This is a genomic window from Nostoc sp. CCY 9925, from assembly GCF_963920935.1.
Classification (GTDB): domain Bacteria; phylum Cyanobacteriota; class Cyanobacteriia; order Cyanobacteriales; family Nostocaceae; genus Nostoc.
The window spans coordinates 1-12552 of record NZ_CAWUDO010000160.1; the positions used below are offsets into that span (position 1 = coordinate 1).

The window sequence follows — 12552 nt, forward strand, 5'->3', positions numbered from 1 at the left end:
TCTGAGGCTCAACTTTGACCTTCTGAGGCTCAACTTTGACCTTCTGAGGCTCAACGTTGACCTTCTGAGGCTCAACTTTGACCTTCTGAGGCTCAATTTTGACCTTCTGAGGCTCAAGTTGACCTTCTGAGGTTCAACTTTGACCTTTTGAGGCTCGACTTTGACCTTCTGAGGCTCGACTTTGACCTTCTGAGGCTTAATTTTGACCTTCTGAGGCTCAAATACGGCTTTGCAATAGCAATACCTTTGCCAAATCGAAACATGTCTTGATTTGTAGGTGGGTTGAAGTACGAAACCCAACGTATTTGTTGGGTTTCGCTTCGCTTAATCCAACCTACAAAAAAATGGCGAAGGTATTGAATAGATGAATTGGTTGTACGCTCCTACTTCTTCATACTTTCAGTATTTTTGACCAGGGTACAAAAAAGCAACTTTTGATAAACTGAGAGCGCATTTTGTATCAAATTTGCTTCCACTCACCGCGTCCTCGACTCTCCACTCCCTAGTTAATCCAACAGCGAGTTATACCATGACTGCCACACCAAAATTAAGATACTCTAACTGGGTTAAACAAGTATTTCACCGGCTGAGTATTCGGCAAAAAATTGTTTGTGGGTACGGACTAGCTTTAGGAATTGCAGTTTTGGGAACAACAGCAGGATTGGTAATAGGCGATCGCTATTTGCAACAAGCTAGACAAAAAATGGTCTTGGCAGATGAGGAAGGAAGCTTACTAAGTAGTTTGCAAGGAGAACTGCTGGAAATACAAATTCATCAGCAAGAAATAGTCCCCTTTTTACAGCAGCCACAAGCTTTGCAAAGAGGAATATCTAGTTTTAAGACCGATTTGGCCGAAGCTGAAACATTGCTTTCTCAGGCAGAAGAATTTAGTCAGACCCATTTCCAAGGAGATTTACACCTGCTGCTACTCAAGCATGACAACTCAATAAATGTATATTTTGAGCAACTGAGGTCGCTAATTCGGAAAATTTTGCCATTAAGTTCACAGCCACAGGGAGCATTAAAAGCGCAGCAATTAATCTCGAAATTTAGTCAAAGTCAGGATGCTTTGAAGTTTTATCAATTTGCCCATGAGTTAACTGAGTTTGCCAAAACAGTTCAAGAAGATCAAGAGCACGCTGACCTAGCTCGAGAAAAAGCTGCGTTAATCCAAGCTCAGATTATTATTGCTAGTATGCTGTTGTCAGTGGCGATGGCAGCTATCCTTGCTTTCTATACAAGTAGTGTTATTGCCCGTCCGATTAACGCAGTTACAAATATTGCCCAAACAGTTACCCAAGAAGCCAATTTTGATTTGCAAGCGCCGATCACTACAGAAGATGAAGTTGGTGGATTGGCTAACTCTCTTAATCAGCTAATTCAACAGGTAAAGCACCTATTAGTAGAACAACAAGCCGAAAACCAAGCACGACTAATTCAAAGTGAGAAAATGTCTAGTTTAGGGCGGATGTTGGCTGGCATTGCCCACGAAATTAATAATCCCATAAATTTTATTTCTGGCAACCTCGTACATGCAAAAACTTATACTGATGATTTGTTAGCGCTACTCCAAGCTTATCAAGCCGAAGTACTTGAACCTTCACCTGCTTTGCAAACTTTAGCAGAAGAAATTGATTTAGAGTTTATGTTAGGAGATTTACCAAAACTCTTTAATTCAATGAAAGTTGGCGCTGACCGCACGCGAGAAATTGTCCGAAGTTTAAAAGATTTCTCTCGCTTAGATGAAGGCGAAGTCCAGTTATTAGACTTACACGCTTGTCTAGATAGTACACTATTAATTTTGAATAATCGCCTGAAAAATGGTATTAGCCTGATTCGTAATTATGGAGAAATTCCAACAATTCCAGGCTATACAGGTTTACTTTATCAGGTTTTTATGAATCTTTTAAGCAATGCCATCGATGCTGTGGAGGAAAAAGCAGCCGAGAATCCTGAATTTTTACCTGAAATTACCATTATCACAGAATGCTGTCAGAATAATTGGGCGATCGTGCGAATTGCAGACAACGGTTGTGGAATTTCGCCGGAAAATCTGCACAAAATATTTGAAACATTTTTCACCACCAAACCGCGAGGGATTGGTACTGGTTTGGGGCTAGCGATCGCATATCAGATTGTGGTAGAAAAACATCAAGGTAAAGTTAGCTGCGAGTCTGAGTTAGATAAAGGTACAGAGTTTGCTATTACTCTGCCAATTTCTCGCACCTAAGTTACCCAAAATTTTTGTAGACAGACGTAGCATTGCCACGTCTCTACATTTTTCCGCCTTGGGGTACTAGCATTTGAAAGTTGATTTTTTGATAATAATCAGCAGCAAGTATAAGCTTGCGTGTCAAAATTTCTTGGTGGACTTACCAAAGTTCGCTGTCATCAAAGCTTTGAAGCTAGCTTTGGCAAGCTTTTTGAGAACAAAGGGAAAAACAAACCTATGGGACTTTTCGATCAAATTCTCGGTGCTGTGGCTAATCCCAATCAACAGGGCAGCTTAGGTCAACTAGGAAGTATTATTAACACTGTAAATCAACTGAGCGATCGTACTGGCACAGACCCTTCTACTATCCAGTCAGTTTTGTCAATTGTGGGTAGTCAAGTTCGTTCTGCTTTACAACAAAAGCAAGCCACAGACGGTAATGAAGCTGCACAAAGTCTAGTCAATCAATATGCTGGTACTTCTCCTAACCCCCAAGCAGTCGATTCCTTATTTCCTGCTGGTATACAACAGCAAGTAGCTCAAATTGCTGCCCAGCGCACAGGGTTAGATCCCGGTATGGTTCAACAATTGCTCCCTTTAGCAGTACCTCTAGTACTGAATTTTTTACAATCAGGCGCCAATGCTCAAAATCCCCAAGCTGGCGGTAATCCTGTACTCAATTCCTTTTTAGATGCTGACGGTGATGGAGATGTTGATATCGCCGACGCCCTGCAAATGGCCAATCGTTACATAAGATAACAATAGTTCCCTGCACTACTCACCTCCCTCATCCCCCCCTACTGCATACAGACGCGATTCATCGCGTCTCTACGAACTCCCTACTCCCCACTACCCACCTCCCTTATCCCCCTCATCTTTTCACTCACTACAACAATCTCCTTGTCATGAGACATCGGCAAATAGGCCTTGCTAGATTCTTAGCTTGGACATAGGCTGAGAAGAAGGGAAATCTGCTAACACAAATCAGACAGTCTATGGCTAAATTTTTTGACTGTATTACTGAAGAACTGCAAGACTTTATTGCTGCCCAACATATTTTCTTTGTTGGCTCTGCACCTTTAAGCCCTACAGGTCATGTTAACCTGTCTCCTAAAGGTTTGGATTGCTTTCGTATCCTCTCTCCCAACCGAGTAGGTTATATAGATCTTACAGGCAGTAGTAACGAAACTTCCGCCCATTTAGAAGAAAATGGGCGAATTACTTTCATGTTTTGCGCTTTTGAAGAACCTGCTTGTATCCTGCGTCTTTATGGTCGAGGAAATACAATTTTATCGACTTCTCCAGACTGGAACTCACTATACTGTCTATTTCCAGAAATACCTGGAACTCGTCAAATTATCGTCGCCGATATCCAACAAGTACAGACCTCCTGTGGTTTTGGTGTACCACTCTATGAATATCGAGGTCAGCGCCAAACTCTAGTAAACTGGGCTAGAAAAAAAGGCGAGCAGGGAGTTAGAGAATATCAACAGCAGAAAAATCTCGTCAGCCTTGATGGTTTATCGACTCCACTGAGTAAATCATTTTAATTTTGGCAAAAGCAGGTTATTGGGCAGGATTTATACCAAGTTAACTAAGATAGTATTATTTACTTCATAAGCACTAATACCATTTGGGATTTGGAATTTAGGATTTGGAATTTTCAAACACTTACTGGGCAGGTTTTTGTTATGGCAATTATTATTCAAATTGGTATTATATAGCTGCTTTGATTCTAAAAAAAATTAACTTTGGTAACTTGGTATTAAGACATGGTAAGTTATTCGATTTGTGCACTCACAGAAAAAGATCAGCCTTTTCTGTGGCAAATGCTTTACGAAGCAGCACATCTGGGAGAAGAAGGTAATTTTTCAGTAGAGGATGCAATGAATCATCCTGATTTAGTGAAATATGTGAAAAATTGGGGAGGAAAAGATGATAGTGGCTTTGTTGCTATTTTAGAAAGTACTAATCAGCCAGTAGGAGCAGCATGGCTGCGTTTATTGACAGGTGAAAATAAAGGATATGGTTATATTTGCGATCGCATTCCCGAATTAGCGATCGCAATTCTCCCTGAATATCGCAATCAAGGCATAGGAACACAGCTACTCAAGCATTTATTAGCAGCAGCCAAAACATCCTACCCATCAGTATCACTCAGCACTAGAAAGACAAATCCCGCCTTGGCTTTATATAAAAGATTAGGTTTTGAATTCGTCCCCGGTAGCGAGACAATCAACCGAGTTGGTGGAATCTCTTTAAAAATGAAAGTTGATTTATGAAAAGAGAATTACGGAGTCAGAATTCAGAATAAATTGAAGTAAATCTTAAGTAGGTTACTTTAGTTTTTTCCTTAAAACTCAAATTGGGAAAGAATTTCTGTTTCACTCTTGGCTGCATTTATCCATTCTTGCATTGCTGTCAGTGCTAAAATTGCTTCGACATAATCTTGAGAAACAGCATCTAATTGCACATCATAAGCTACAAACCGTAAGACCACTGGAGCAAAAAACGCATCAGCAATTGTGAAATTACCAAACAAGAAATTGCCTGTAGTCCCAAATTTTTGGCGTGATTCTTTCCAAATACTTGTAATGCGATCGATATCTTGCTGGACGCCAAATGCTAAACCTTTGCCAGGGTATTTAGTGCGGCAGTTCATCGGCATATTCTGACGCAAATTTTGAAAACCAGAGTGCATTTCGGCAGTAATAGAACGGGCAAATGCTCTTGCTGCTTTATCTTCTGGCCACCATTGCAGAGTCGGAAATGCTTCAGCTAAATATTCACAAATAGCAAGAGAATCCCAGACATTTAGCGTATCGTGTAAGAGTACAGGTACTTTTCCTGATGGCGAGTATTGCCGAGTTTTTGATGAAGAATCTGAACCGTAAAGCGGAATCCGAATTTCATCGAATTCCAAGCCAAATTGTTTCATCGCTAGCCAAGGACGAAGCGACCAAGATGAATAATTTTTATTGCCAATTACCAAAGTTAGTTGTGCCATATTTTTAGTACCTGTAAAGCTGTTCAATCCACATAGACACGTCAACTTCGGAACCGGATGCAAAAGATTTTCCGGTTACAGGGTCGTAAGCTTGCCAATAAATATTACCGTGGCGGTCAACTTTTTGTGTAACTTGTAATTCGTTAGGATCTGCTAGAAGTTGACGGACAAATTTTTCCCAGATACTATGCAGAGATTCCCAAAAGTTTAAATTAACTTTTTTATAGAATGAGGGGCTACAAGTTATGTCTATTTCTTCTGCTTCTAGACATTTCGTCTGATTATTCATAAAATTATTCCTGACAGTTGCTCTATAAATAAAACAGTAGCAACCTTGCAGCAAGGAATCAAATCATGGCTTGTATAGGTTCTATAAATTTAATTTATAGATATGAGAAATCATGAATACAAGGTTTTTGCCACAATTAAATCAGGATGCGTATACCGTTGTTCTCGTCAATTGACCATGAAACTCTCCCAACTTCGAGCCATAGTTGCAGTAGCAGAACGTGGTAATTTTAGTGAAGCAGCCTTAGAATTGCAGCTTTCTCAGCCTGCAATTAGTCATGCGATCGCCACTTTAGAAGAAGAATTAGGTGTGCCTTTATTTGCCAGAGGTCGTCACGGTGCAGTGCTGACACCTGCTGGTGAGCGTATACTATATCACGCGCATCAGGCAATGCAACATCTAGAGATGATGCAACACGAAGCAAATCTACATAAAGGTTTACATGGCGGCCATGTACGAATTGCGGCTTTTCGCAGTGTAGCTACTCATTTATTACCAAAAGCGATCGCTCAGTTTCACGATCGATTCCCAGAAGTTGCTGTCACCATTATAGAGTGTGCTGCTTTCACCGATGTAGAACAATGTTTGCGTGACGGACGTACTGATATTGGTATTACCTGTTTACCAACTAGTGATGAGTTTGAGACTTGGGAAATTTTTCGCGATGAATATCTAGCTTTACTACCACCACAAGCCAAAATTAACAGCAAAGCAATCACTTGGGAAGACGTAGCAGCCTATCCACCAGTTTTGCTTCCTTGTACACCTTGTGGACGCATTCTTCACAACCATCTCAAGAGTTTAGCAATTCCCATAACTACTGCTACCGACATTCAAGAAGATTCCACAGTTGTGAGTATGGTAAATCAAGGACTTAGGGCTGCTATTATGCCTCGTTTAGCAGCTGTACCCATTCCGCCAAAGGTACAGATATACAGTTTACCAGCACCCATTGAGAGAGTAATTGCAACAGCAATTTTATCTAATGGCTTGCAAGTACCTGCGGTGTTTACATTTTTAGAGATGTTGAAAAAATTTGATTTTTATACCTTAGCTAAATCGGCTTATTAATATAGGAGTAAAGACGCGATAAATCGCCGTCTCTACAATATCAATCGTTTTGTAGAGACGGCGATTTATCGCGTCTCTTGCCTTAACCACAGTTTTAAGCCAGTCTGCGTTTAACCTCCTCTGGCAAATTTTCCAACAAAACTTCTACTTGTTCGCCTGTTTTCAAATCTTTCAGAGAAGATTTCTGCGCTGCTGCTTCCTCAGAACCAATAATCACACAAAATTGAATTCCTTGTTTATCTGCTAACTGAAATTGTTTGCCCAAGGGACGCTTATCAAAGTTAGTGATAACATTAATTCCCGCTTGACGCAGTTGTTGAGAAACTTTTAAATAAGTCGGCATTAAATCATCTTGCATATTCACTACCATCACCTGTGCTGGTGTAGCAGCTAAGGTACTCAAAATACCTGCTTTGAGCAATCGACTAATTAAGCGAGTTAAGCCAATGGAAATGCCAACACCAGGCATTTTTTCGCCTAAAAATACTCCGACTAATTCTTCATATCTGCCGCCAGAACAAATACTACCTAAGGCTTCGTGTCCTAATAAAGTTGTTTCGTAAACTGTACCAGTATAGTAATCAAGTCCACGAGCAATAGATAAATCAATACAAAAACGATTTTCGGCAACTCCGAGATTACGCACGCCTGTAATTACTGTTTCTAGTTCGGTAACACCCAAGCTTAATTTTTCGGTTTCTGGGAGATTGTTTGCTAGATGTTTGAGCTTATCTAATACTGCATCAACCGAGCCATTTATTTTAACAAATTCAATTATTTTTTCAGCTTGTTCTGCGGAAATTCCCTCTTTTTCTAAATCTTGTTTGACTTTATTTTGCCCAACTTTTTCTAGGGTATCAACAATACTGATGCAAGATTTAATTTGGTTTTCGGCAATTCCTAATGATTTAAAGAAACCTGTAAGCACTTTACGGTTATTGATGCGGATGAGAAAATCACCGATGTTAATTGCTTCAAATATTTCAGTGATAATTGCAGGCATTTGAGCATCATAAAGCAAGCTCAGTTCTCGACGAGCAACTACATCAATATCGCATTGTCGAAACTGGCGAAAACGTCCATCTTTTGCGCGTTCTCCGCGAAAAACTACATCCATTTGGTAGCGGGCAAAAGGAAAGGTTAATTCATTGAGGTGACGAGCAATATAAGCTGCTAATGGCACTGTTTGGTCAAACTTTAATGCCCTTGCTTCGGAACCAGTTTCGCCGGATTTATCTTTTTCGGCTTGGCGATTTGGTGGCAAGATGGGGTCAATTCCATAAATGATATTGTCGCCTTGGTTTCCTTTTGCTTGTAGGACTTCTAAACGTTCTACTGCTGGGGTTTCAATGGGCGTAAATCCATAGCTTTCAAAAACTCTACGGATGGTATCTAATAAATATAATTCTAGGCGCTTTTCGCTAGGAAGAAATTCTGGGAAACCGCTAGGAGTAGAAAAGTTTATTTTGTCACCTTTTGCCATACTTGATACACTTTTAGATTTTAGTTTTTAGTAGGGTGTGTTATGCCGTAGGCTAACGCACCATTCGAGATTTTCGGTGCGTTAGGACTTACGTCCATAACGCACCCTACTAAATTTTGAATTCTGAATTCTGCTCGATCGCTTTATTTTAGCCGTTGTTCTTGAATGAGGGTGCGTTGAAAAATTTGACCGTTTTTAAACCAATGCCAAGTCCGGGCACGATTGTTATTATCTGGACTAATGTAAATCATTTCATATAAGCTCATTTCTGGGTTTGTCTTATAAGCAAACCACAAAATCACTATAGAATCGTCGGCTTCCCAGGCTTTGCCATCAATGCGATCGGTGTCAAACCAAAGTTTATTATCTTTATATATTCCGGGGAATTCGTACTCTTCTTTTTTACCGTCAGCCCATGTGTAGCGGTTGATTTGGTAGTAAGGATGAGGGCCGTTTTCTGGAAATTGACAAGTTAAGTGAGATTCGTAGCTGTCAATAATTTTTCCAGCTGTATCAACTAATGTATAAGTGCCTACCCAATCTCCTTCATGACGGGCAAGCACGGGCATTCCTTCTTTGATATTAGACATGGCTATTCACCTTTTATTGTTCTAACATTTTGAAAAATCGGGTAAAGTAATCTGGAAAAGTTTTTGCTGTACAACCTGGGTCTTTAATTACAATCCCTGGAACTTTTAAGCCCGTGACAGCAAATGCCATTGCCATGCGATGATCGTGATAGGTTTCAATTGCTGCTGGAGTAATAGGGCCTGGTTCAATCTTCAGTCTATCTGCAAATTCTTCAACTTGAACTCCCAAGCGACGCAATTCGGTAACTACGGCGTGAATGCGGTCGGTTTCTTTGTAGCGAATATGTTCGACATTGCGAATGGTAACAGGTGAAGTGGCAAAGGGAGCGATCGCTCCTAAGGTTTGCACTAAATCTGAGATATCATTCATGTCAATATCGATACCCTGCAATTGCTCTGGGCCTGTGACTTCGGTGTAATCATCAGCTTCCCGAATTTGGCAACCCATTTGTTCTAAAACGTTGAGCCAAAGAATATCACCTTGACAAGATTGTTTGGTCAAATGTTTTACCCGCACTCGTCCACCAGTAACGGCGGCGGCGGCAAAAAAGTAAGAAGCATTCGACGCATCTGGTTCTATTGTGTAATGTCGAGGCTGATAACGCTGACCTGCTTGAATTTGGAATTGATTTTCGCCGATTTGATTGACTTCCACGCCAAAATCCGCCATCAACTTACAAGTCATTTTGACGTAAGATTGAGAAACCAATGTCCCCTCAACTTCAATGATTGTGTCTTGTTGAGCATAGGGCGCAATCATGAGTAATGCCGAAAGTTGCTGACTTGTTTGGTTAGCTTTCAAGCGAAAATGCCCCCCAGAAAACTGCCCACCGTAGATGGTGTAAGGCATAAAATCAGGATTTCCCTGGAAGTTAACGGTTACTCCGCTACTTTGCAGCACCTTTAGCAAGTCGCCCATTGGTCGTTCTCGCATCCGGGGAACGCCATCTAGCCGATATTCGCCGTTACCCAGTGCTACCAGCGCCGAAATAAACCTTGCTGCTGTACCTGCTAAACCCACAAATAAATCGGCCTGCTTCGCGGGAATTTCGCCTCCTTTTCCTGCTATTTGAATTTGAGCTAGGTCAGGATTTAGGGTAATGGGGATGCCTAATTGTTCTAAACATTTGGCAAAATAATTGCTGTCTTCACTAAATAGAGCATTTTCTAAAATCGAGTCGCCTTGCGCTAAGGCTGCGACAAGTAATGCCCGATTAGTAATACTTTTAGAACCAGGAATCTCTACCGTGGCGTTTATTGGGCGATTCAGAGCAGGGATTTCAATGGTATCCACTTTTAACCTCTGTGCAGGTGGTCAGCTACAACTTAATTATGTTCGCATATTATGAGTTGGGAGTGGGGAAGGTTATCAAAGACGGCTTTAATTATCGCTGGCGTAAATTCTTTAGAAGATAAACTGGCAAAACCAGTACCACGGGCTGCCATGACATCGCTGTAGCTGCCAAAAATTGAGAGGGCTGGTGCGGCTAGCGTTCGCACCGCAACATGAAAAACTTTGAATCTCCTAAATTTATTTATGGGGATTTACTTTTTACTTCATTTCTTCCGTTAAAAGACTTGTTGCTCTATCTAACGTGTAACTTAATTCACGTGTAGTTCCTAACCAGTTAATAGCAGATAGACAAAAGACAACAAGGGAAATCATCACTGAAAGGACTCCAGCTTTCCAATTGCTTATCCAGCCTTTGGTGAGCCAGCACGTAAAACTTATTCCGAACAATGGAGTAATAAGCAATGAATTTCTGAATAATCTATTTAAATTTTGTATGTACTCAATTCTCTTGACTAAATTGTCTGAGCCATTTTGATATATCAAGATTAACTTCTTATCTTCTTTCCTATCGACACAATGATTTTCAAAGAAAAATTTTATAAAAACACTCCAAGTATCTGGAGACATAAAACGATACAAACATGCTCCCAAAATATAAGACAAAGGGAGAATAATGAATACTATTAGGGGAATAGATTTGTCAAGATTATTGCTCTGAAACCAGGTAGATATATCATAGATATTGAAGAATGAAAGGACACTAAAAAAAATTGAAAGGAGCGCGATTAAGCCAGTTACTAAAAATTCAGAAAGCAGTAAGGTTGTACCCATATCTTTATATTCAAAAGCTTCAATTTTGATGGATAAGATAATATTTAAATGGTTTTGTCCTTTGTGTTCTGACAATTAAATTACTTTATGATTAATCTCAATAAGTTCTTTACAATGCTTGATTTTGCAATTCCTGCAATGTCATCATGCAATTTCACAGACAAGTGCGTAGGCGTAGCCCGTCGTAGACATCGCTTGTAGCGACTGTTTTAAAAGTTAAGCGATCGCTACCAATGTCAAAGTTTGGGAACCGAGTTACTCAAAAGATTGCTGCAAGTAGGGTGTGATGAAGATTTAACCCTAATTAGTGCCGAAATTCTAGCTGAAAATTCTGCAATGCAAAAAGTCTGCAAACATTTAACGCTAATTAGTGCCGAAATTCTGACTCAAATAATTGTGAATTGCGTTAGCGTAGCGGGGCGTAGCCCATTGCGAATTGGTATAACCTCTTTATCCACACCAATATCTTTCGCCAGTCCCGCCGCCTGCGATCGCATCTTCTCAAGAGTGCGATGGCAAAGCAATGAGCATCATTCACCGTAGTATAGCTACGAAGCTCACTGGAAGCAGATAACTCTATTTACTGCATTTAATTTGTTATGTCGCGCTCATTCATTCACTGGCGCTACTTCGCGTGATGCTAGGAAACCAAGGACAATTGCTACTAAGATCAATGCTGGAATATCGCCGAACAGGTGTCCACGTTCCGCAGGGTCAATGACTGCGTGTACCGCCATGATCAGCCCGTGGACAAAACTCGACCAGACGGTGAACCAGATTAAACTCAGATGCGCTTCTGGTTTTCGAGAAGCCCATAGTAAAAAGACACCGAGCGTCGCATAAACACCCACGATCATCTGTTCGTATTCATATTGACCTGGTTGCCATGACCAGCCAGATGACCAGACTTTCATCAACGGATAGACCAGGAGAAAAGCAATTCCAACAACAACAAGGGCAATTCGCAAGTACCGATGCTGCTCATCCATTACTCCAACCTCACACTATTTTTTCAGGGTAGTTTCTACTAATGGAATGCCTATTTCTAATAGTATTCTCACCAGTGACACTTCAACTTAGGAGTGTTAGGAATCTTGATGTTCCTCTTGGTTTAAAGTTGATCCAACACTGAATGTCTGCAAGGCAATGGGCATCACTCACGGTGAATGATGCCACTAGTATCATCCCGTCTGTTTAGCGGCCGCTGCGGTGGATTTTAAGCGAGTAATAGTGGCTTTACGAATGCGATCGCTTTTGCGTACTCCCCCTGTCATCTCGTATTCGCGGCTGTCTTTGCCATACTTCAACGCCACACCACTAACCAAGCGTTCTGAGATTTCGCGGATGGTCTTTTCAAGGGTTTGTATTTTTGCCTTTGCCGAGTCAAGGGCGGTTAGCATCATATTATACTGGTCGATCTCGTTGTGGAGTTGCTCAGCTAACTCGGTTAAATAGTTTAAACTGATGGAATCACCAAAATCTAAGCTGGAATTAATTGATTTAAATCCGATTATTTTCTGTTCGGTTTTTTCTAGCAGAGGAGAGGTTTTTTGTTTGCGTGGCATTAATGCACACCTTTTACTAAACTTATCTTTCTAGAATGTCTCAAGAAGAGAATGTAGTGGTTCAGTAAAACTTGCAAAAAAAAGTGTTTTTTTAAATAAGATTGCATTGCTAGCTCAGTAATTATACAACGCTAGATAACAAATTGTTAAGAACAGACTTGTGTTGTGAACGAATCGACTTGTGTTGTGAACGAATCGACTTGTGTTGTG

The 12552-nt window shown here is 40.6% G+C and carries 14 protein-coding genes and 1 pseudogene; 6 read left to right on the forward strand and 9 right to left on the reverse strand.

All coding sequences use genetic code 11. From position 1 onward, the window contains the following. The first annotated feature begins 529 nt into the window (after positions 1-529). From ACM0OY_RS37280 to ACM0OY_RS37295, 4 genes are all read left to right on the forward strand, one after another. Positions 530-2230 (forward strand): ATP-binding protein, encoded by a 1701-nt coding sequence (locus ACM0OY_RS37280; RefSeq protein WP_414573749.1) that lies wholly within the window; start codon positions 530-532, stop codon positions 2228-2230. Between the two features lie 219 nt (positions 2231-2449). Further along, entirely contained in the window at positions 2450-2971 is a 522-nt protein-coding gene (locus tag ACM0OY_RS37285) for a DUF937 domain-containing protein (protein ID WP_414573760.1), read from the forward strand. A 236-nt stretch (positions 2972-3207) separates the two neighbouring features. Further along, on the forward strand, positions 3208-3762 hold the full coding sequence (locus ACM0OY_RS37290; protein WP_414573750.1) for a pyridoxamine 5'-phosphate oxidase family protein: 555 nt from the start codon (positions 3208-3210) through the stop codon (positions 3760-3762). 222 nt (positions 3763-3984) lie between these two features. Beyond that, complete coding sequence (locus ACM0OY_RS37295; protein WP_414573751.1) at positions 3985-4494, forward strand: N-acetyltransferase family protein; 510 nt, start codon at positions 3985-3987, stop codon at positions 4492-4494. 71 nt (positions 4495-4565) lie between these two features. Here the strand turns inward: ACM0OY_RS37295 and ACM0OY_RS37300 are convergent, their stop codons facing one another. Continuing rightward, entirely contained in the window at positions 4566-5219 is a 654-nt protein-coding gene (locus tag ACM0OY_RS37300; RefSeq protein ID WP_414573752.1) for a glutathione S-transferase family protein, read from the reverse strand. 4 nt (positions 5220-5223) lie between these two features. Then, a complete protein-coding gene (locus tag ACM0OY_RS37305) occupies positions 5224-5508 on the reverse strand; it encodes a hypothetical protein (protein ID WP_414573753.1) in 285 nt (94 codons plus the stop codon). Positions 5509-5685: 177 nt separating this feature from the next. On the opposite strand from ACM0OY_RS37305, the gene ACM0OY_RS37310 reads away from it, so the two are divergent. After that, a complete protein-coding gene (locus ACM0OY_RS37310) occupies positions 5686-6579 on the forward strand; it encodes a LysR family transcriptional regulator (RefSeq protein WP_414573761.1) in 894 nt (297 codons plus the stop codon). 94 nt (positions 6580-6673) lie between these two features. Here ACM0OY_RS37310 and hisS read toward each other — a convergent pair whose 3' ends face one another. The 5 genes and pseudogenes from hisS to ACM0OY_RS37335 all read right to left on the reverse strand — a co-directional run bounded on the left by hisS (position 6674) and on the right by ACM0OY_RS37335 (position 10852). Further along, the gene (gene hisS, locus ACM0OY_RS37315; RefSeq protein ID WP_414573754.1) at positions 6674-8062 is read right to left on the reverse strand and encodes a histidine--tRNA ligase; all 1389 of its coding nucleotides are present in this window, start codon (positions 8060-8062) and stop codon (positions 6674-6676) included. Positions 8063-8205: 143 nt separating this feature from the next. Continuing rightward, a complete protein-coding gene (locus tag ACM0OY_RS37320) occupies positions 8206-8652 on the reverse strand; it encodes a DUF3598 family protein (RefSeq protein WP_414573755.1) in 447 nt (148 codons plus the stop codon). 13 nt (positions 8653-8665) lie between these two features. After that, the gene (gene aroA / locus ACM0OY_RS37325) at positions 8666-9946 is read right to left on the reverse strand and encodes a 3-phosphoshikimate 1-carboxyvinyltransferase (protein ID WP_414573756.1); all 1281 of its coding nucleotides are present in this window, start codon (positions 9944-9946) and stop codon (positions 8666-8668) included. Positions 9947-10059: 113 nt separating this feature from the next. Then, positions 10060-10167, reverse strand: a pseudogene (locus ACM0OY_RS37330) (hypothetical protein); the annotation flags it as partial. Between the two features lie 37 nt (positions 10168-10204). Next, positions 10205-10852, reverse strand: a complete 648-nt coding sequence (locus tag ACM0OY_RS37335) for a hypothetical protein (protein WP_414573757.1) — start codon at positions 10850-10852, stop codon at positions 10205-10207. A gap of 168 nt (positions 10853-11020) precedes the next feature. On the opposite strand from ACM0OY_RS37335, the gene ACM0OY_RS37340 reads away from it, so the two are divergent. Beyond that, entirely contained in the window at positions 11021-11320 is a 300-nt protein-coding gene (locus tag ACM0OY_RS37340; RefSeq protein WP_414573758.1) for a hypothetical protein, read from the forward strand. Between the two features lie 65 nt (positions 11321-11385). Here the strand turns inward: ACM0OY_RS37340 and ACM0OY_RS37345 are convergent, their stop codons facing one another. Both ACM0OY_RS37345 and ACM0OY_RS37350 read right to left on the reverse strand, forming a co-directional pair. Then, complete coding sequence (locus tag ACM0OY_RS37345; RefSeq protein ID WP_073639239.1) at positions 11386-11766, reverse strand: DUF6632 domain-containing protein; 381 nt, start codon at positions 11764-11766, stop codon at positions 11386-11388. 192 nt (positions 11767-11958) lie between these two features. Further along, complete coding sequence (locus tag ACM0OY_RS37350) at positions 11959-12342, reverse strand: hypothetical protein (protein WP_414573759.1); 384 nt, start codon at positions 12340-12342, stop codon at positions 11959-11961. Positions 12343-12552 lie beyond the last annotated feature (210 nt).